Raw genomic sequence first — 18,622 nt, forward strand, 5'->3', positions numbered from 1 at the left:
TGCTTGCGGAGTTTATTGTGGTCGTACCTGTCGTGCAGCGTGTCGAGCGACTGCGCCTCGGTTGCTGGATGGCTGCTGCAAAGGAAGAGTACTGGTATGCGCGGTGACGGAGACGGCTGGTCGAACAGCCCGGGTGGGGTACGTCACTGGGGGAAGTTCGGGGCTGCGGGCCTGTTGCTGCGTGCCCCGCTGCCCGCCGGTGGTGCGGCGGTGCTGCTACAGCACCGGGCACCGTGGAGTCACCAGGGCGGCACCTGGGCGTTACCCGGCGGCGCCCGGGACAGTCACGAATCCGCCGAACACGCCGCGGTCCGGGAAGCGTGGGAAGAGACCGGCATCCGGGCCGGTGACATCCGGGTGCGTGCCGAACGCCTGACGATGTCCGCGCCCAGCGGCTGGACCTACACCACGGTGATCGCCGATGCGCCCGACCGGTTGCCCACCGAAGGCAACCCGGAGAGCTCCGAGCTGGCATGGGTGCCCGAAGACGAGGTGGCCGGTCTGCCGCTGCATCCTGGCTTCGGCGCCGCCTGGCCTGCGCTGCGGGCCGCCCCGGCGCGGGTGCGGCTCGCTGATATCGCCGATCCGGAACCGGTGGCGGCCGTGTTGCCGCGCACCGTGGACCTGGGGGAGCGCGGTTTCGCCTGGCTGCACACCGAGGAGGGCGGCCCCGGCACTCTCGCCCACATCACCGACCCGGGCGGGGCTGCGTTGCCCGACACGCTGTCGATCAGCGTCACCTGCGTCCTCGCCTGACCGGCGTAGAACCCGGTCAGGTCGCCGCGAGCAGCGCCTGTTTCAGGTCGGCGGCTGCGGCCTGCGGGTCGGCGGCCTCGGTGATCGCCCGCACGACCACGATCCGGGAACCACCGGCAGCGGTGACCTCCGGGAGCCGTTCGGCGTCGATTCCGCCGATGGCGAACCAAGGCAGCGTCGGATGCGCGTTCGCGGTCGACCGGACCAGTTCCAGACCTGCGGGCTGACGGCCCGGTTTCGTCGGGGTGGTCCACACCGGGCCGGTGCAGAAGTAGTCGAGATGTTCGTCGATGGCGGCCAGACTCGCCTGTGCGCGGCTGTGCGTGGACCGGCCGATCAGCACGTCCGGGCCCAGGATCTTGCGGGCGTACCAGGGCGGCAGATCCCCTTGGCCCAGGTGCAGCACGTCGGCACCGGCCGCCAGGGCGATATCGGCGCGGTCGTTGACCGCCAGCAGCGCACCGTGCCGACGGGTGGCGGCCTTCATCTCGGCCAGCACACCCAGCTCGGCCTTGGCCTCGAGCGGACCGTATTTCGCCTCGCCCGGCGACCCCTTGTCCCGGAGCTGGACGATGTCGACGCCGCCGGCGAGTGCCGCGTCCACGAACCGGGCCAGATCGCCCCGCTCCCGGCGGGCATCGGTGCACAGGTAGAGCAGCGAGTTCGCGAGGCGGTCACTGCGCCGGCTACGGCCGATCGGTGGGACGGCCGGTGCGGGGGCACCGCCGGCTGTGGGGCCGAAGGCCGGTGACGGCTGCGGCAGCGGTCGGTCGGGATGGGAGGGCTGCACAGTGTCGACGGTAGTCGCGCTACCGTGGGATGCGAAACATGGCGAGCCCGAGGCAGGTGAGACGGATGCGGACGCTGGCAGTGGTCGGCGGCGGAGCCGTCGGACTGGCCGCGGCCTGGCGGGCGGCCGTGGCGGGCTGGTCGGTGACGGTTTTCGATCCCGCCCCCGGTACCGGTGCGTCGTGGGTCGCGGGCGGCATGCTCGCCCCGCTGTCGGAGGGCTGGCCCGGCGAGGAGCAGGTGCTCGAATTCGGCGCCGCCGGGCTGGCGCATTGGCCGGAATTCGCCGCCCGGCTCGCCGAGGCGTCCGGTGCCTCGGTGTTCGTCGCCGAGGAGACGCTCACCGTCGCGCTCGATGCCGCCGATGCCGCCGACCTGCGTACGGTCGCCGATTTCGTATCGGACACGCTCATGCGGGCACCCGGGTCCCCGAGCGTGCCCGGCCGGCCGGCCGAGGGGCCGGAGCGCGCCGCGCTCGGCAGCCCGCCGCAGTTCCGGCTCGCAGCCGACCGGGCGGGCAGCGCAGGTCAGGTCGCTGATATCCCGGCGAGCCGTAGTGCACGGCTTCCGGGCAGTGACGTGCTGCAGCCGCCGGGCGCCGGCGGATCGGCCGGTCCGGGACCGGCCAGTGCTGCGGCGACAGCCGACGCGCCCGGACGCGATATCACCGAGCCGGGTGGTACCGAGCTGCGCTTGGTGGGTCGACGTGAAGTGCGCGCCCTCGAGCCGGGCCTGGCGCGCACGGTGCGGGCCGGTCTGCTCGCCGCCGAACCGGCGATCGACAACCGTGTGTTGCTCCGCGGCCTGCAGCTGGCATGTACGGCCGCCGGGGTGCGGATGCAGGCCACCGAAGTGCCCGACCTGGCCGAGCTGCCACACGACCGGATTCTGCTCGCAACCGGCGCCGCTGCGGCCCGACTGTGGCCGGACCTGCCGGTGCGTCCGGTGAAGGGCGAGATCCTGCGCCTACGGCGGCGGCCGGGCACGCCGGTCCCACCGAGCCGGGTGGTACGCGCCCGGGTGCACGGGCGGCCGGTCTATCTGGTGCCGCGGGCCGACGGTGTCGTCGTCGGCGCCACCCAGTACGAGGCCGGTTTCGACACCGCCGTCACCGTCGCCGGGGTGCGCGACCTGATCGCCGACGCGGAAGCCGTGCTGCCCGGTATCGGCGACTACGAACTGGCCGAGGCGAGCGCCGGTTCCCGGCCGGGTACCCCGGACAACCTGCCACTGATCGGACCGCTCGACGAGCGCGTCGTCGCCGCCGCCGGCCACGGCCGCAACGGAATGCTCACCGTTGCGCTGACCGCCGATGCGGTGGCCGCGTTGCTCGACGGCGAACCGCTGCCCGAGGCCGCGGCCGCCGATCCCGGTCGTTTCGCGGCGCTGCAGCCGCTGTCGTCTTCTGGAGGAGTGCGATGACAACCACCATCCCGATCGGCGTCACCGTCAACGGTGCCGATCACGAATTCGCCGAACCGATCACCATGCGCGAACTGCTCGCCCGGCTGGAGCTGCCCTGCCAGGGGGTGGCGCTGGCCGTCGACGGTGCCGTGTTCCCGAAGTCGCGGTGGGACGAGCCGGTCCGGCGGGGCTGGGACATCGAGGTGCTGACGGCGGTCCAGGGTGGCTGAGCCGGAACCGCTGCGGATCGCGGACCGGGAGTTCGGCTCCCGGCTGATCATGGGCACCGGCGGCGCCGAGAGCCTGGCCGTGCTGGAGGAATCGCTGATCGCCTCCGGTACCGAACTGACCACGGTGGCGATGCGCCGCGTCGACGCCGCGGGTGGCACCGGCGTGCTCGACCTGCTGAAACGTCTCGATATCGCGCCGCTGCCGAACACCGCCGGTTGCCGCACCGCCGCCGAAGCCGTGCTGACCGCCCAGCTGGCCCGCGAGGCCCTGGAGACCGAGTGGGTCAAGCTCGAGGTGGTCGCCGACGACCGCACCCTGCTGCCCGACCCCGTCGAGTTGCTCGACGCCGCCGAACAGCTGGTCGACGACGGTTTCACCGTGCTGCCCTACACCACCGACGACCCGATCCTGGCCCGCCGCCTGGAAGAGGCCGGTTGTGCCGCGGTGATGCCGCTGGGCGCCCCGATCGGCACCGGCCTCGGCATCGGCAACCCGCACAACATCGAGATGATCGTCGCCGAAGCCGGCGTCCCGGTGATTCTGGACGCTGGTATCGGCACCGCCAGCGACGCCGCCCAGGCCATGGAACTCGGCTGCTCCGCAGTGCTGCTGGCCACCGCCGTCACCCGGGCCCGCGACCCCCGGCTGATGGCCTCGGCCATGGCCGACGCCGTTCGTGCCGGGTATGCCGCCCGGCACGCCGGCCGGATCCCGAAGCGGTTCTGGGCCCAGGCGTCTTCGCCCGGCCGCGGGTAGCCGCCCGGTTCGCGGTTCGAGCACACGGGCCAGAAGGAGGGGGCGATGTCTGACCGCGGTGAATCGGACCGGCGGGAACCGTCTGCGACCCAGGCGAAGGGCGCGGCATTTCTGGGGATGACGATGGCGGGTGTCGGGTTCCTGTGCCTGATGTTCGTCGTCTTCATGGTGCACAGTGAGCCCAAGGTCGAGTACACCGGAGTGCCGCCGGAACTCGGGTTCTGGGTGGCCGTCACCGGGATTCCGATCCTCGTCCTGGGTGTCGGTGCGGCACTGCTGTGGTGCCGCTCCCGCGTGGGATGGGTGATCGTGGTCGGGATGGGACTGCTGATCACCGGTGTCTTCTTGCTGATGACGGCGTCGGTGCTGGCGTCCGACGATCCGGGCGCGGTGCCGGCCATGCTCGTCCCGGTCGGTGCCTTCGGGTCGATGACCGGTCTCGCCTTGTCGGGGTCGGCCCGGAGGTGGGTCGGGGTGTCGTCTCATCCTCGAGGATGAGAAGACTCGCGACCTGCTGGGGACGCGCGGAGGGTCGGGGGTGGGGAAAGCTGGTCTCATGATCGAACTGAGGGGCCTGACGAAGAAGTTCGGGCAGACCGTCGCGGTTCAGGATCTGAGTTTCACCGTGTCACCGGGACAGGTGACCGGGTTTCTCGGACCGAACGGTGCCGGCAAGTCCACCACGATGCGGATGATCCTCGGTCTGGACCAGCCGACCGCGGGTACCGCGACCATCGACGGCAAGCCGTACGCGCAACTGGAGCAGCCGCTGACCAAGGTCGGCGCACTGCTGGACGCCAAATGGGTGCATCCGAACCGGTCGGCCCGGGCGCACCTGCAGTGGCTCGCGGCATCCAACAACCTGCCCACTTCCCGGGTCGACGAGGTGTTGCGCCTGGTCGGCCTGTCCGAGGTCGCGAACAAGAAGGCGGGCGGGTTCTCGCTGGGTATGTCGCAGCGGCTCGGCCTGGCGGGCGCCCTGCTGGGTGACCCGAAGGTGCTGCTGTTCGACGAGCCGGTGAACGGGCTCGACCCGGAGGGCATCCTGTGGATCCGGCGTTTCATGCAGCGGCTGGCGAGCGAGGGCCGCACCGTGCTGGTGTCGAGCCACCTGCTGTCGGAGATGGCGCAGACCGCGGAGCACTTGATCGTGATCGGCCAGGGCAAGCTGATCGCCGACACCACCACCAAGGATTTCATCGAACGCGCATCCGAACAGTCGGTGCGGGTCCGCAGCCCGCAGCTGGAACAGCTGCGCAGCCTGCTGACCGGCAACGGCATGACCGTCCGCGAGGACGGCGAGCCCGGTTCGGCTCTGGTGGTGACCGGGGTGAGCAGCGACGAGGTCGGCAAGCTGGCCGGTGCGAACAGCATCACCCTCTACGAACTGGCACCGCAGCAGGCCTCGCTGGAGGAGGCGTTCATGCAGATGACCGGCGGCGCGGTGCAGTACCACGCCGAAGGGGTCGAGCAGGTCATGGGAGGAGCGCTCTGATGGGTGTCTTGGCAGCGGAACGAATCAAACTGACCTCGACCAAATCGCCCTGGTGGTGTTCGGCCATTGTGGTCGTGCTGGGTGTCGGGATAGCCGTGATCTTCGCGTTGGTCGCGCGGGCGGCGTCCGGGGCCGGCCCGGACTCCGAGGCCCCGGCCCTGACTCTCGACGTGGCCACTCTGGGCATCACCGGCTTCGGTGCGACGGTGCTGATGATCATGGCCACGTTGGCGGTGACCAGCGAGTACCGCTTCGGGATCATCCGGACCACGTTCCTTGCGGTGCCGAACCGCACGAAGGTGATCCTGACCAAGACGGCCCTGCTGGGTGGGTTCGCCGCGGTGCTCAGCGCGTTGGTGGCCGCGGCCGCTTTCGGGGTCGCGAAGGTGGTCGGTGGCGACGACGCCGGTGCGCTGGTTCTCGACGGCCAAGCTCGCCTGATCGCGGGGATCCCGCTGAATGCCCTGCTCGGCGTGGTGCTGGCGATCGGTGTCGGCACCCTGGTCCGGCAGTCCGCGGCGGCCATCTCGCTGATCGTGCTGTGGCCACTGGTGGTGGAGCCGTTGCTCGGTGCGTTCGGCAGCTTCGGCCGCAATGTGTCGCCGTTCCTGCCCTTCCAGAACCTGAACCGGTTCATGTTCTCCAACGAGGCCGGCTCCGAGTTCACCTCCACGGCGAACTGGCACTGGGGGGTCTGGGGCAGCCTGGTGTACTTCATCGCCTTCGTCGCGATCGTGTTCGGCGCCTCCCTGGTGGTGCTCAACCGGCGCGACGCCTGATCCCGGTGTCCCGGACCGCGTGCCCTCGCAGGTCCGGGGCACCGAACGGCGAGCTCGTCGGGGGTTCGCCGGGCACCGGCGGTCGCTGCCCGTCCGCCGGCGCCACTGCTCGGCCCGGTGCGCTTCCCGCGCACCGGGCCGCATGCGTTCAGGTCGGTACTGACGGTACTGCTTCGGCCGTCCGCTGAGATATCCTCTCCCGGTGAGTGAAAGATCTTCCGGTGGGTCGGTTCCCGGGTCGGAACCGGAGGATGACCGCTCGATCGGTGCGGCCGAGATCGTGGTGCCGGTCGGATCGGCGGAACCGGACCCGGACAGTGCGGAAGCAGCCTCGGCGGCTCGCAGCGCCGCCCAGTTCCGCGAGCGGGTTTCGGCCCGGCTGAACGCCGCGAACCGGCGCGCGGACGTGATCGGTGCGGTGCGGAAGGCCCGGAGCCAGCTGCCCGGGGACCCAGGTTTCGGCGATCCCCTGTCGACCTCCGGCCGCGGCGGTCCGAGCCGGGTGGCGCGCGCCGCCGACAAACTGATCGGCGACAACCCCAGCGCGGCGAAGGAGATCGGCTTCGGAGCCCTGCAGGTGTGGCAGGCGATGCTGGAGCGGGTCGGCCGGGGCAGGGGCCAGGCCGAGGTGACGATCATGTTCACCGATCTGGTGTCGTTCTCCAGCTGGTCGCTGCGCTCGGGTGACGAGGCCACCCTGGAACTGCTGCGCCGGGTCGCGAAGGCCATCGAGCCGCCGGTTGCCGAGCGCGGCGGGCAGGTGGTCAAGCGGATGGGCGACGGCCTGATGGCGGTCTTCTCCTCGCCGGACCGGGCGCTGCGCGCCGCGATCCAGGCCCGCAAGAACCTGGCCGAGGTGCGCTACGACGGTTATCAACCGAAGATGCGGGTCGGCCTGCACACCGGCACGCCCCGGGAGATCGGCGGCGACTGGCTCGGTGTCGACGTCAATATCGCCGCCCGCATGATGGAGGCCGGCGGCAACGGTCACCTGATGATCTCCAACATCACCCGTGACGCCATGCGGCCCGAGACCTTCGAGGAGCTGGGCGTGGCTGTCAAGCCGTACCGGCGCAACTTCTTCGCCGCCCCGCTGAGCGGTGTACCGGAGGATGTGCGCGCCTTCCGGGTGACCACCGGCTGAGCTCAGATGAGCCAGAGCACAGCGCCGACGAGGGCGAGGACGGCGCAGACGCCGAGGCCGATGGCGATCGGGCGGGCGGTGTTGCGCAGCGTGTAGGCGCCGCCGATCAGGAAGCCGGCCAGGGCGAACATCAGGATGACGGCGGTGTCGGACATGGCTTCATCCTGCCTCAGTGCTGCGGACCCGGGCGGTTCGGGTCGCGGGCTCGGTTGCCGCCGATTAACAAGCACGCATGCTTGCTTTTTTCTGGACCCGGTGTGATCCTGGAATCGGTAACCCGACCTCAGGAGGACACCCGCCGATGAGTGCCCTGTCCACCGATCCAGACCTGATCCGGATCGGCAACTGTTCCGGCTTCTACGGCGACCGGATCGGCGCCATGCGCGAGATGCTCGAAGGCGGGCAGCTCGATGTGCTGACCGGTGACTATCTCGCCGAACTCACCATGCTGATCCTGGGTCGCGACCGGATGAAGGACCAGAATCTCGGCTACGCCAAGACCTTCGTCCGGCAGATCGAGGACTGCCTCGGCCTGGCTCTGGAACGCAATGTGCAGATCGTCGCCAATGCGGGCGGTCTCAATCCGGCCGGGCTGGCCGAGAAGCTGCGCAAGGTCTCGGCCGAGCTGGGCCTGACGGCCAAGGTCGCGCACGTCGAGGGTGACGATCTGCTGCCGCGGGCCGCGGAGCTCGGCCTGGGGCAGCCGCTCACCGCGAACGCCTATCTGGGCGCCTGGGGCATCGTGGAATGCCTGAACTCCGGCGCCGATATCGTGGTGACCGGCCGGGTCACCGACGCCTCGGTGATCGTCGGGCCCGCCGCCGCGCACTTCGGCTGGTCGCGCACCGACTACGACGCTCTGGCCGGCGCCGTCGTCGCCGGACACGTGATCGAATGCAGCACCCAGGCCACCGGCGGCAACTTCGCCTTCTTCACCGAACTCGGCGATTTCGGCCGCCCCGGTTTCCCGATCGCGGAGATCCGCCGCGACGGCAGCAGCGTGATCACCAAACACGACGGCACCGGCGGCGCGGTGACCGCGGACACCGTCACCGCCCAGCTGATGTACGAGATCCAGGGCGCCCGCTACGCCGGGCCGGATGTCACCACCCGGCTGGACAGCGTCGAGGTCGCCCAGGAGGGTCCCGACCGGGTGCGGATCGGCGGGGTCACCGGCGAGGCTCCGCCGCCCCGGCTGAAGGTCTCGCTGAACACGCTCGGCGGTTTCCGCAACGAGATGCAGTTCATCCTCACCGGCCTGGATATCGAGGCGAAGGCCGATCTGGCGAAGCGGCAGCTGGAGTCCTGGCTCACCGACCGCCCGGCCGAACTGACCTGGACCCTGGCCCGGGTGGACCGGCCCGATGCGCCCACCGAGGAGCAGGCCAGCGCGCTGCTGCGCTGCGTGGTCCGTGATCCGGACCCGAACAAGGTCGGCAAGGCGTTCTCCAGCGTCGCGGTGGAACTGGCCCTGGCCAGCTATCCGGGCTGCACCTTCACCGCGCCGCCCGGCAACGGTTCGCCCTACGGAGTGTTCACCCCGGGCTATGTCGACGCTGGGGAAGTTCCGCACACTGCGGTACTCGCCGACGGGTCCCGGATTCCGGTACCCGCCGCCGGCGAGACCCGGCCCCTGGAGCCGGTCGCCGAGCCGGATCTGCCCGAACCGTTGCCCTCGGAATGGACCAGCCGGGTCCCGCTGGGCACCATCGCGCTCGGCCGCAGCGGTGACAAGGGCGGCGACGCCAATATCGGCATCTGGGTCCGCACCGAGGACCAATGGCGCTGGCTGGCGAACACCCTCACCGTCGACAAGCTGCGCGAGCTGCTGCCCGAGACCGCCGACCTGGCGATCGAACGGCATGTGCTGCCCAATCTGCGCGCGCTGAACTTCCAGGTGCACGGCATTCTCGGCCAGGGCGTCGCCCATCAGGTCCGCTTCGACCCCCAGGCCAAGGGGCTCGCCGAATGGCTGCGCTCCCGGCATATCGACATCCCGACCGAGCTGCTGCCCTAGAGGAGAGATCTGATGAGCGGAATCTGGGACACCCCGGAACGACGAGAACTACGCGCCACCGTGCGCGGGTTCGTGGAACGCGAGATCCTGCCGGATCTCGACACCTGGGAGCGGGAGGGCGAACTGCCCCGCGATCTGCACAAGAAAGCGGGCGAACTCGGCCTGCTCGGAATCGAGTACCCGGAATCTGCGGGGGGCGAAGGCGGTAACGCCATCGACTCGGTGATCGTCGGCGAGGAGTTCCACTACGCCGGTGCTTCCGGCGGCACCTGGGCCTCACTGTTCACCTGCGGTATCTCGCTGCCGCACATCATCGCCTCGGGCAACACGGAACAGATCGACAAGTGGGTCAAGCCGACCCTGGCCGGTGACCTGATCGGCTCGCTGGCCATCACCGAACCCGGTGGCGGCTCCGACGTCGGCCATCTCACCACCTCGGCCGTGCGCGACGGCGACCACTATGTGATCAACGGCGCCAAGACCTTCATCACCTCGGCCTGCCGGGCCGATTTCGTGGTGACCGCGGTGCGCACCGGCGGTCCCGGTGCGGCCGGTGTCTCGCTGATCATCGTGCCGACGGACACGCCCGGCTTCACGGTCACCCGCAAGCTGGAGAAGATGGGCTGGCTGGCCTCCGATACCGGTGAGCTGTCCTACCAGGACGTCCGGGTGCCCGCCGAGAACCTGGTCGGTGCCGAGAACACCGGATTCGCCCAGATCGCCGCCGCTTTCGTCAGCGAGCGGGTCGGCCTGGCGGTGCAGGCGTACGCGCAGGCCCAGCGCGCCCTGGACCTCACCCTGGAATGGTGCCGCAACCGCGACACCTTCGGCCGCCCGCTGATCTCCCGGCAGTCGGTGCAGATGACGCTCACCGAGATGGCCCGGCGCATCGATATCGCCCGCGTCTACACCCGGGCGCTGGTGGAGCGGTTCCAAGCCGGTGAGCAGAACCTGATCCCGGAGGTGTGCTTCGCGAAGAACACCGCCGTGGAAACCGCCGAATGGGTCGCCAACCAGGCCGTCCAGTTGCACGGCGGCATGGGCTATATGCGCGAATCCGAGGTCGAGCGGATCTACCGCGATGTGCGGATCATCGGCATCGGCGGCGGCACCAACGAAATCCTGACCATGCTGGCATCGAAAGTATTGGGGTACCAGTCGTGACCACATTCCGATCCACCCTGGACACGTCCAGCGCGGAGTACACCGAGGCCGCCGAGGCGATGAACACCAAACTCGCCGAGGTGGAGGCCGAATTCGCCAAGGCGGTCGCCGGTGGCGGCCCGGAGAAGGTGGCCCGGCACCACAAGCGCGGCAAGCTCACCGCCCGCGAGCGGATCGAGCTGCTGCTCGACGAGGATTCGCCGTTCCTCGAACTGTGCCCGCTCGCAGCCTGGGGCAGTGATTTCCACGTCGGCGCCTCCACCATCGCCGGGATCGGTGTGGTCGAGGGTGTCGAATGCATGATCGTGGCGCCCGATCCGACCGTGCGCGGCGGCACCTCCAATCCGTGGACGCTGCGCAAGACGTTGCGGATCAACGAGATCGTCAAGGAGAACCGGCTGCCGGTGATCTCCCTGGTCGAATCCGGCGGCGCCGACCTGCCCACCCAGAAAGAGGTGTTCATCCCGGGTGGCGCGATGTTCCGCGACCTCACCCAGGCCTCGGCGGAGGGCATCCCCACCATCTCGCTGGTGTTCGGCAACTCGACTGCGGGTGGCGCCTACATCCCGGGCATGTCCGACTACGTGGTGATGGTCAAAGAGGGCGCCAAGGTGTTCCTCGGTGGCCCGCCGCTGGTGAAGATGGCCACCGGTGAGGAATCCGACGACGAATCGCTCGGCGGCGCCGAAATGCATGCCCGCGTCTCCGGTCTGGCCGATTACATGGCCGCCGACGAGCAGGACGCGATCCGGCTCGGCCGCAATATCGTCAAAAGGCTGAACTGGAAGAAGCAGGGTCCGGCGCCGCGCGAGGACGTCGTCTCGCCGCTGTACGACCCGGAGGAACTGCTGGGCATCGTGCCCTCGGACCTGAAGATTCCGTTCGATCCGCGCGAGGTGATCGCCCGCGTCGTCGACGGTTCCGACTTCGACGAGTTCAAGCCGATGTACGGTTCCAGCCTGGTCACCGGCTGGGCCGAGATCAACGGCTACCCGATCGGCATCCTGGCCAATGCCCGCGGTGTGCTGTTCAGCGAGGAATCGCAGAAGGCCACCCAGTTCATCCAGCTGGCCAACAAGAAGAACACCCCGCTGTTGTTCCTGCACAACACCACCGGCTACATGGTCGGCAAGGAGTACGAGCAGGGCGGCATCATCAAACACGGCTCGATGATGATCAACGCGGTCTCCAATTCGAAGGTGCCGCACATTTCGCTGCTGGTCGGTGCCTCCTACGGTGCCGGGCACTACGGCATGTGCGGCCGCGCCTACAATCCGCGGTTCCTGTTCGCCTGGCCCAGTTCGAAATCCGCCGTCATGGGCGGCGCCCAGCTGGCCGGCGTGATCACCATCGTGCAGCGGGCGGCCACCGAGGCCAAGGGCCTGCCGTTCGACGAGGAAGGCGCCGCGGCCATGTCCGCCATGGTGGAGGCGCAGATCGAGGCCGAATCGCTGCCGATGTTCCTGTCCGGCCGGCTCTACGACGACGGCATCATCGACCCGCGGGACACCCGCACCGTGCTGGGGATGGCGCTGTCGGCCATCCACAACGCTCCGATCCAGGGCGCCGAGGGCTTCGGCGTCTTCCGAATGTGAGGTCCACCGTGAACCACATAACGAATGTGCTGGTCGCCAATCGGGGCGAGATCGCGCGGCGCGTCTTCGCCACCTGCCGCACTATGGGCATTGCGACCACGGCCGTGTACTCGGACGCCGATACGGCCGCACCGCATGTCGCCGAGGCCGATGCCGCCATCCGGTTGCCCGGCAACACCCCGGCCGAGACCTACCTGCGCAGCGAACTGATCATCGATGCGGCGCGGGCGGCGGGCGCCGACGCCATCCACCCCGGCTACGGTTTCCTCTCCGAGAACGCCGAATTCGCGCGGGCCGTGCAGGATGCCGGGCTGATCTGGATCGGGCCGCCGGTGGCGGCGATCGAGCAGATGGGCTCGAAGGTCGAATCGAAGAAGATGATGGACGCCGCGGGCGTCCCGGTGCTGGCCGAACTGGATCCGGCCGAGGTGACCGAAGACCACCTGCCGGTGCTGATCAAGGCATCCGCCGGCGGTGGCGGCCGCGGTATGCGGGTGGTGCGCGACCTCGCCGAGCTGCCCGGCCAGATCGAGGCCGCCCGGCGGGAAGCCGAATCGGCGTTCGGCGATCCGACCGTGTTCTGCGAGCGGTATCTGGAGACCGGCCGGCATATCGAAGTGCAGGTCATGTCCGATACGCACGGGCGGACCTGGGCGGTCGGCGAGCGGGAATGCTCGATCCAGCGCCGGCACCAGAAGGTTGTCGAGGAGGCGCCTTCGCCGCTGGTGGAAAAAGTGGACGGCATGCGGGAGCGGCTGTTCGAGGCGGCCCGGCTGGCCGCCGAGGCCATCGGCTACGAGGGTGCGGGCACCGTCGAGTTCCTGGCCGACGATGCCGGTGACTTCTTCTTCCTGGAGATGAACACCCGGCTGCAGGTGGAACACCCGGTGACCGAGCAGACCACCGGACTGGATCTGGTCCGGCTGCAGCTGCGGGTCGCCGAGGGGCTGCCGCTACCCGAAGCGCCGCCCGCACAGCGCGGTCATTCGATCGAGGTGCGGCTCTACGCCGAGGATCCGGCACAGGACTGGCAGCCGCAGAGCGGGACCGTGGAGAAGATCGAGATCCCGTTCACGGCCGGGGAATTCACCGTGCTGGACCGGGCGGGCGTGCGGCTGGACAGCGGTGTCGTGGACGGCTCGGTGGTGGGTGTGCACTACGACCCGATGCTGGCCAAGGTGATCTCGTTCGCCGAGACCCGTACCGAGGCGGCCCATCTGCTGGCGACCGCACTGCAGCGGGCGAAGGTGCACGGCCTGGTCACCAACCGGGACCTGCTGGTCCGGGTGCTGCGCCATCCGGCCTTCCTGGCCGGTGACACCGATACCGCCTTCTTCGCCACCCACGATCTGGCCGTGCTGTCCGAGCCGCTGGCCGCGGCGGCCGCCGAGGGCCTGTCGGTGGTCGCGGCGGCGCTGGCCGATGCTGCGCGCAACCACGGCCGGTCCCGGGTGGCCGCGCTGGCGCCCAGCGGCTGGCGCAATCTCGCATCGCTGCCGCAGACCAAGTCCTACGAGAGCCGGACCACCGGTACGCACGAGGTGCGGTACCGGTTCACCCGCAGCGGCATCGAGGTCGAGGGGTATGAGGGCCTCGACCTCCTGGAGCTGAGCCCGCAGCGGGTGGTGCTGGCGGTGCCGGGCGAGCACGGTCCGGTGCGCCGGCAGTTCGAGATCGCCCGCTACGGCGACCTGGTCTGCGTCGACTCGCCGCTGGGGCCGGTCTCGGTGCGCCGGTTGCCACGGTTCACCGATCCAGCCGACCAGGTGGCCGCGGGCTCGCTGCTCGCCCCGATGCCGGGCAGCGTGATCCGGCTCGGCGCCGCGGTCGGCGACCGGGTGGAACACGGGCAGCCGATCCTGTGGCTGGAGGCGATGAAGATGGAGCACACCATTGCCGCACCGGCCTCCGGCGTGCTCACCGAGCTCAATGTGACCGCCGGTCAGCAGGTCGAGGTCGGCGCCGTCCTCGCCGTCGTCGACGAGGCAGGCGCCGACGAAGCCGGCACACCCGCTACCGAATCCGAACAGTCCGCCTGAGCCGGCCGAAACACCAGGAGCACCGATGAGTTTCATCGAGAACGACGAACGCAAAGCGCTGCGGGAGGCGGTGGCCGCGCTGGCCGCCAAATACAACTACACCGACTACGTGCTGCCGCTGGCCCGCAAGAACGAGCCGCTCGAGGAGTTGTGGAACGAGGCGGGCAAGCTCGGCTTCCTCGGTGTCAACCTGCCGGAGGAGTACGGCGGCGGCGGTGCCGGCATGTACGAGCTGGCGCTGGTGATGGAGGAGCTGTCCGCCCAGGGTGCCGGGCTGCTGCTGATGGTCGTGTCTCCGGCCATCTGCGGCACCATCATCACCAAGTACGGCACCGAGGCGCAGAAGCAGCAGTGGCTGACCAAACTCGCCGACGGGTCGGCGAAGATGGTCTTCGGCATCACCGAACCGGATGCCGGGTCCAACTCGCACCAGATCAACACCACCGCACGTCGTGACGGCGAGGACTGGATCCTCAACGGCCGCAAGATCTTCATCTCCGGAGTGGATCAGGCCGAGGCGGTGCTGATCGTGTCGCGGACCGAGGATCACAAGACCGGCAAGCTCAAGCCGGCCCTGTTCATCGTCCCGACCGATGCACCCGGGTTCAACAAGACCCGGCAGGAAATGGACATCATCGAGCCGGACAACCAGTTCACGTTGTTCCTCGACGATGTCCGGCTCCCGGCCGACGCTCTGGTCGGCAGCGAGGACGCCGCGCTGATGCAGCTGTTCGCGGGCCTGAATCCGGAGCGGATCATGGGCGCCGCGATGGCCGTCGGAATGGGCCGCTACGCCATCGGCCGGGCGGTGGAATACGCCAAGGAACGGCAGGTCTGGAAGAGTCCGATCGGCGCCCACCAGGGCATCGCGCATCCACTCGCCAAGGCCAAGATCGAGATCGAGCAGGCCAAGCTGATGATGCAGAAGGCCGCCACGCTCTACGACGCCGGTGACGAGATGGGCGCCGCCGAGGCCGCCAATATGGCCAAGTACGCCGCCGGCGAGGCCAGCATCAACGCCCTCGATACCGCCATCCACACCCACGGCGGCTCCGGCCTGACCTCGGATATCGGTCTTTCCGCCATGCTCGGCGCGGCCCGGATCGCCCGGATCGCCCCGGTCAGCCGGGAAATGATCCTGAACTTCGTCGCCCAGCATTCGCTCGGGCTGCCGAAGTCCTACTGACACTCCGGAGCTCGCCGGGTCCGGTCCACTGCGGCCACTCGGCGAGCTGGGAGGACCGGAGCCGGTATGTGTTCGCAACCGCCCACCTATGAGCGACGATCGCCGCTCACCGGCCGAACGGCGCCCGTGCCCGACGCCGCGACCTCGGGCGATAAGCCGGGCGGAGCAGATGAGAAGGAGAAGTCGATGAGCGGGACAACACCGGATTCGGACGCGCCGTTCGTCCGCTACGAGGTGGACGAAGGGTTCGCGGTGCTGACCTTCGACTCACCGCACAACCGGAATGCGCTGTCGTCCAAGCTGGTCCGCGAACTGCTGGCCGGGCTGGATGCGGCGAACAACGATCCGGCCGTGCGCGGGATCGTGCTCACCCACACCGGGAACACCTTCTGCGCGGGTGCGGATCTGAGTGAGGCCGCGGGTACCGATCCGGCGACGGCGGCCGATCAGCGCACCCGGATGATGATCGACGTGCTGCGCGGCATCGTCGCCGCACCGAAGCCGGTGGTGGCGCAGATCGACGGCAATGTGCGCGCCGGCGGGATGGGCATCATCGGTGCCTGCGATCTCGTGGTGGCCGGCCCGGCCAGCACTTTCGCGCTCACCGAGGTGCGGATCGGGATGGCGCCGTTCATGATCTCGCTGACCCTGCTGCCGCGCCTGGATGCCCGGGCGGCGAGCCGCTACTACCTCACCGGCGAGAAGTTCGATGCGGCCCGGGCGGTGGCGGTCGGGCTGGTCACGGTGGCCGCCGACGATCCGGCGGCCGAGGTGAAGCGGCTGTGTGGCGAGCTGCGGAAGGGCTCGCCGCAGGCGCTGGCCGAATCGAAGAAGCTGGTGAACGCGCAACTGCTGGCCGGTTTCGACGCCGAGGCCGAGGAACTGGCGCAACGTTCGGGGAGCTTCTTCGGCACCCCCGAAGTGATCGAGGGAATGACGGCCTTCCTGCAGAAGCGCCCACCCAGCTGGGCGCAATAGGCCGCTTGGGAGAATGCAGCGCATGGCGACACCCCACGAACCCAAGCAGGACCGCAGCCGGGCCACCCGGCAGCGGCTGCTCGAGGCGACCATCGACTGCCTGGCCGAAAAGGGCTGGGCAGCCGCCACCGTCGCGGTGGTCGCCGAGCGGGCCGGGGTGTCGCGCGGCGCCGCACAACACCATTTCCCCACCCGGGAAGACCTGATCACCGCGGCCCTCGAGTACATGTTCGACACCCGGATGGATCAGGCGCGCACCGAAGCCGAAACGGTCGACGGGATCGCCGAGGGGGAGGGCCGCACCCGGGCCGTCGTCTCCGGACTCGTGGAGTCCTACACCTCGCCCCTGTTCAAGGCTGCGCTGCAGGTGTGGACCCATGCCGCTGCCGACCCGGCGTTGCGGGAACGCATCGTGCCCCTGGAGGCGCGCTTCGGCCGGATCGCGCACCGCCGCGCCGTGGAGGCCCTCGGTGTCGACGACTCCGACCCGGTCGCACACAACCTGGTGGTCGCCACCCTCGACCTGGCCCGCGGTCTCGGCCTCGCCGACGTCCTCACCGACGACTCCGCCCGCCGCAAGCGCGTCGTCGACCAGTGGGCGACGACCCTGCACGGCGCCCTCAACCCGGCTCGCTGACCTTCGCAGTCGACCTGAATCACCGCTGGGTGGTGCCGAGGGAGGCTGCCTTCTCCTGAGACCTCGCGTCCTCGCTCGGCGGTGCCGGTCGCCCGGTCAGGCGGTGCGGCGAATACGCAGGACGGAGTCGGTGCGGGTGCCGAGGCGGCCGTCGCGGCTGCGGGATTCGGATTCGACCAGGTCGGCGGTCTCGACCCGCCATACGGCGGGGTCGAGCGACAGATCGGTCAGCATCTCCTCGATGGTGGGGAATACGTGGTCATGGTGCGGGTCGCCGTCACCGGCCCAGGTCGGGGCGGCGGCATGGCTGCCGATCACCAGGACCCCACCCGGCGCCACGGCCTCGGCGGCGCGGCGCAGGATGCTCGGCCGCTCGTCCGCCCGCTCCACCGGTGAATGCAGGAACTGCGCGGCGACCAAGTCGAAGGTGCCTTCGGGAAATGACTCGGCCAGGTCGTGGCGTTGCCATTCGATGGTGTGACCGGCAGCCCGGGCATGTTCGTCGGCGCGCTTCAGGGCGGTCGCCGAGATATCCACGCCGGTGACCTGCCAGCCCTGCCCGGCCAGCCAGATGGCATCACCGCCCTCGCCGCAGCCCAGGTCCAGGGCGGTCCCCGGCGCGAGCCCGGTGACCTCGCGGACCAGCAGAGCATTCGGCCGGCCGGTCCAGATCTGTTCCTGCTCGCCGTAGAACTGCTCCCAGAATTCGGTTGCCGTCATCACTGTCCCTTTCGCTGTTCGATACCACTCGACAATGCCCGGCAATCCGTCAATCGGCAAGTATTGTTGCCGAACCGGCAAATGTCGGTCCACTGTGCCGCCGTGGTCGACTTCCGCCCCCGCCCCGGCCCGCCCGCCTTCGGGTATCCCGGCGGTCGGGCGGTTGTCGGTGGTCCGGGGGAGGCCCACCGGTAGGATCGTCAGCTGTGACTCGCGGTACCGGGGTGGCAGGCAGAGGTGTGGCGGCGCGGGTCGATGCGCGTACCGAGCGCTGGCGGGAACACCGGGTGAAGGTGCGCGCCGAGTTCGTCGATGCGGCGTTCCGGGCGCTGGACCGGTTCGGCCCGGAAGTGAGCATGGGGGATATCGCCAAGGAAGCCGGTGCCGCCAAGCCGAAGCTGTACCGGCACTTCCAGGACAAGGCCGACCTGTGCAATGCGGTCGTCGACCGGGTTCGCGACGTACTCTGGGAACGAGTGCTGCTCAGCATCGACCTCACCAACCATTCGGTCGCCGAGTTGGTCCGGCAGGGTGCGGCCGAATATGTCGGGGTGGTCGGCGAGCATCCGAACGTCTTCCGGTTCGTCATGCACGGCCAGTTCGCTCAGCAGGGCCAGGATTCCGAACAGGCGTTGCAGACCGCCCGCCGGACCGCGCGCCGCGCCGCCGAATTCCTGGCCGGTGTGCTGCCGGAGGATGCGGTCGATGTGGCCGGTCTGGAACTGGTCAACTACTCCGTGTTCGGCGCGGTGGCCTCGGCCACCGACTGGTGGCTCGGTGCCGAGCGCCGCGACACGGAAGCCATGCCGGTGGAGCGGTTCGTCGACTATCTGGCGGAGAGCATCGTCGCCCTGGCGCAGGCGAACGCCAGGTTCCACGGCGTGGTCATCGATCCGTTCCGGCCGTTGCACTCGGCGTTCGGCGGCTGAGGC

At 69.5% G+C, this 18,622-nt stretch carries 19 protein-coding genes; 16 read left to right on the top strand and 3 right to left on the bottom strand.

Features of this window, described 5'->3' with window-relative positions:
* The first annotated feature begins 96 nt into the window (after nt 1-96).
* Nucleotides 97-756, top strand: a complete 660-nt coding sequence (locus AC1HFH_RS03400) for an NUDIX hydrolase (protein WP_480245974.1) — start codon at nt 97-99, stop codon at nt 754-756.
* A 16-nt stretch (nt 757-772) separates the two neighbouring features.
* On the opposite strand, the gene thiE is transcribed toward AC1HFH_RS03400, so the two are convergent.
* Nucleotides 773-1,453: a thiamine phosphate synthase gene (gene thiE / locus AC1HFH_RS03405; protein ID WP_480247682.1), complete on the bottom strand. Its 681-nt coding sequence runs from the start codon at nt 1,451-1,453 to the stop codon at nt 773-775.
* Nucleotides 1,454-1,611: 158 nt separating this feature from the next.
* On the opposite strand from thiE, the gene AC1HFH_RS03410 reads away from it, so the two are divergent.
* The 7 genes from AC1HFH_RS03410 to AC1HFH_RS03440 all read left to right on the top strand — a co-directional run bounded on the left by AC1HFH_RS03410 (nt 1,612) and on the right by AC1HFH_RS03440 (nt 7,354).
* Entirely contained in the window at nt 1,612-2,967 is a 1,356-nt protein-coding gene (locus tag AC1HFH_RS03410; protein ID WP_480245975.1) for an FAD-dependent oxidoreductase, read from the top strand.
* Nucleotides 2,964-3,179: a sulfur carrier protein ThiS gene (gene thiS / locus AC1HFH_RS03415; protein WP_480245976.1), complete on the top strand. Its 216-nt coding sequence runs from the start codon at nt 2,964-2,966 to the stop codon at nt 3,177-3,179. The genes AC1HFH_RS03410 and thiS overlap by 4 nt, the downstream gene beginning before the upstream one ends.
* 49 nt (nt 3,180-3,228) lie before the next feature.
* A complete protein-coding gene (gene thiG / locus AC1HFH_RS03420; RefSeq protein ID WP_480247683.1) occupies nt 3,229-3,936 on the top strand; it encodes a thiazole synthase in 708 nt (235 codons plus the stop codon).
* A gap of 45 nt (nt 3,937-3,981) precedes the next feature.
* Nucleotides 3,982-4,434, top strand: a complete 453-nt coding sequence (locus AC1HFH_RS03425) for a hypothetical protein (RefSeq protein WP_480245977.1) — start codon at nt 3,982-3,984, stop codon at nt 4,432-4,434.
* A 58-nt stretch (nt 4,435-4,492) separates the two neighbouring features.
* Nucleotides 4,493-5,431, top strand: coding sequence for an ABC transporter ATP-binding protein (locus AC1HFH_RS03430; protein ID WP_480245978.1), 939 nt, complete (start codon nt 4,493-4,495; stop codon nt 5,429-5,431).
* Nucleotides 5,431-6,210 carry an ABC transporter permease gene (locus AC1HFH_RS03435; protein WP_480245979.1) on the top strand — a complete coding sequence of 260 codons (780 nt, stop codon included), beginning with the start codon at nt 5,431-5,433 and terminating at the stop codon, nt 6,208-6,210. Before AC1HFH_RS03430 ends, AC1HFH_RS03435 begins: the two co-directional genes overlap by 1 nt.
* Before the next feature lie 262 nt (nt 6,211-6,472).
* Nucleotides 6,473-7,354 carry an adenylate/guanylate cyclase domain-containing protein gene (locus tag AC1HFH_RS03440; RefSeq protein ID WP_480247684.1) on the top strand — a complete coding sequence of 294 codons (882 nt, stop codon included), beginning with the start codon at nt 6,473-6,475 and terminating at the stop codon, nt 7,352-7,354.
* 2 nt (nt 7,355-7,356) lie between these two features.
* On the opposite strand, the gene AC1HFH_RS03445 is transcribed toward AC1HFH_RS03440, so the two are convergent.
* Nucleotides 7,357-7,509, bottom strand: coding sequence for a hypothetical protein (locus AC1HFH_RS03445; protein WP_480245980.1), 153 nt, complete (start codon nt 7,507-7,509; stop codon nt 7,357-7,359).
* 146 nt (nt 7,510-7,655) lie between these two features.
* Between AC1HFH_RS03445 and AC1HFH_RS03450 the strand changes: the two genes are divergently transcribed.
* The 7 genes from AC1HFH_RS03450 to AC1HFH_RS03480 all read left to right on the top strand — a co-directional run bounded on the left by AC1HFH_RS03450 (nt 7,656) and on the right by AC1HFH_RS03480 (nt 16,970).
* The gene (locus AC1HFH_RS03450) at nt 7,656-9,371 is read left to right on the top strand and encodes an acyclic terpene utilization AtuA family protein (protein ID WP_480245981.1); all 1,716 of its coding nucleotides are present in this window, start codon (nt 7,656-7,658) and stop codon (nt 9,369-9,371) included.
* A 12-nt stretch (nt 9,372-9,383) separates the two neighbouring features.
* Entirely contained in the window at nt 9,384-10,535 is a 1,152-nt protein-coding gene (locus tag AC1HFH_RS03455) for an acyl-CoA dehydrogenase family protein (RefSeq protein ID WP_480245982.1), read from the top strand.
* Nucleotides 10,532-12,130 (top strand): acyl-CoA carboxylase subunit beta, encoded by a 1,599-nt coding sequence (locus AC1HFH_RS03460; protein WP_480245983.1) that lies wholly within the window; start codon nt 10,532-10,534, stop codon nt 12,128-12,130. The genes AC1HFH_RS03455 and AC1HFH_RS03460 overlap by 4 nt, the downstream gene beginning before the upstream one ends.
* Before the next feature lie 8 nt (nt 12,131-12,138).
* On the top strand, nt 12,139-14,169 hold the full coding sequence (locus AC1HFH_RS03465) for an acetyl/propionyl/methylcrotonyl-CoA carboxylase subunit alpha (protein WP_480245984.1): 2,031 nt from the start codon (nt 12,139-12,141) through the stop codon (nt 14,167-14,169).
* Nucleotides 14,170-14,194: 25 nt separating this feature from the next.
* A complete protein-coding gene (locus AC1HFH_RS03470) occupies nt 14,195-15,355 on the top strand; it encodes an acyl-CoA dehydrogenase family protein (protein WP_480245985.1) in 1,161 nt (386 codons plus the stop codon).
* A 186-nt stretch (nt 15,356-15,541) separates the two neighbouring features.
* On the top strand, nt 15,542-16,333 hold the full coding sequence (locus AC1HFH_RS03475) for an enoyl-CoA hydratase family protein (RefSeq protein WP_480245986.1): 792 nt from the start codon (nt 15,542-15,544) through the stop codon (nt 16,331-16,333).
* 22 nt (nt 16,334-16,355) lie between these two features.
* The gene (locus AC1HFH_RS03480; protein ID WP_480245987.1) at nt 16,356-16,970 is read left to right on the top strand and encodes a TetR/AcrR family transcriptional regulator; all 615 of its coding nucleotides are present in this window, start codon (nt 16,356-16,358) and stop codon (nt 16,968-16,970) included.
* Between the two features lie 96 nt (nt 16,971-17,066).
* On the opposite strand, the gene AC1HFH_RS03485 is transcribed toward AC1HFH_RS03480, so the two are convergent.
* A complete protein-coding gene (locus tag AC1HFH_RS03485) occupies nt 17,067-17,690 on the bottom strand; it encodes a class I SAM-dependent methyltransferase (protein WP_480245988.1) in 624 nt (207 codons plus the stop codon).
* 206 nt (nt 17,691-17,896) lie between these two features.
* On the opposite strand from AC1HFH_RS03485, the gene AC1HFH_RS03490 reads away from it, so the two are divergent.
* Nucleotides 17,897-18,619, top strand: coding sequence for a TetR/AcrR family transcriptional regulator (locus AC1HFH_RS03490; RefSeq protein WP_480245989.1), 723 nt, complete (start codon nt 17,897-17,899; stop codon nt 18,617-18,619).
* The last annotated feature ends 3 nt before the right edge of the window (nt 18,620-18,622 follow it).

This window comes from Nocardia sp. KT25-26, assembly GCF_056627695.1.

Bases quoted from the DNA above. Each gene is read 5' to 3' on its own strand.
- AC1HFH_RS03455 (WP_480245982.1), top strand. From the start codon at position 9,384: ATGAGCGGAATCTGGGACACCCCGGAACGACGAGAACTACGCGCCACC.
- AC1HFH_RS03425 (WP_480245977.1), top strand. From the start codon at position 3,982: ATGTCTGACCGCGGTGAATCGGACCGGCGGGAACCGTCTGCGACCCAG.
- AC1HFH_RS03400 (WP_480245974.1), top strand. From the start codon at position 97: ATGCGCGGTGACGGAGACGGCTGGTCGAACAGCCCGGGTGGGGTACGT.
- AC1HFH_RS03450 (WP_480245981.1), top strand. From the start codon at position 7,656: ATGAGTGCCCTGTCCACCGATCCAGACCTGATCCGGATCGGCAACTGT.
- AC1HFH_RS03410 (WP_480245975.1), top strand. From the start codon at position 1,612: ATGCGGACGCTGGCAGTGGTCGGCGGCGGAGCCGTCGGACTGGCCGCG.
- AC1HFH_RS03430 (WP_480245978.1), top strand. From the start codon at position 4,493: ATGATCGAACTGAGGGGCCTGACGAAGAAGTTCGGGCAGACCGTCGCG.
- AC1HFH_RS03475 (WP_480245986.1), top strand. From the start codon at position 15,542: ATGAGCGGGACAACACCGGATTCGGACGCGCCGTTCGTCCGCTACGAG.
- AC1HFH_RS03435 (WP_480245979.1), top strand. From the start codon at position 5,431: ATGGGTGTCTTGGCAGCGGAACGAATCAAACTGACCTCGACCAAATCG.
- AC1HFH_RS03470 (WP_480245985.1), top strand. From the start codon at position 14,195: ATGAGTTTCATCGAGAACGACGAACGCAAAGCGCTGCGGGAGGCGGTG.
- thiS (WP_480245976.1), top strand. From the start codon at position 2,964: ATGACAACCACCATCCCGATCGGCGTCACCGTCAACGGTGCCGATCAC.
- AC1HFH_RS03485 (WP_480245988.1), bottom strand. From the start codon at position 17,690: ATGACGGCAACCGAATTCTGGGAGCAGTTCTACGGCGAGCAGGAACAG.
- AC1HFH_RS03480 (WP_480245987.1), top strand. From the start codon at position 16,356: ATGGCGACACCCCACGAACCCAAGCAGGACCGCAGCCGGGCCACCCGG.
- AC1HFH_RS03445 (WP_480245980.1), bottom strand. From the start codon at position 7,509: ATGTCCGACACCGCCGTCATCCTGATGTTCGCCCTGGCCGGCTTCCTG.
- thiG (WP_480247683.1), top strand. From the start codon at position 3,229: ATGGGCACCGGCGGCGCCGAGAGCCTGGCCGTGCTGGAGGAATCGCTG.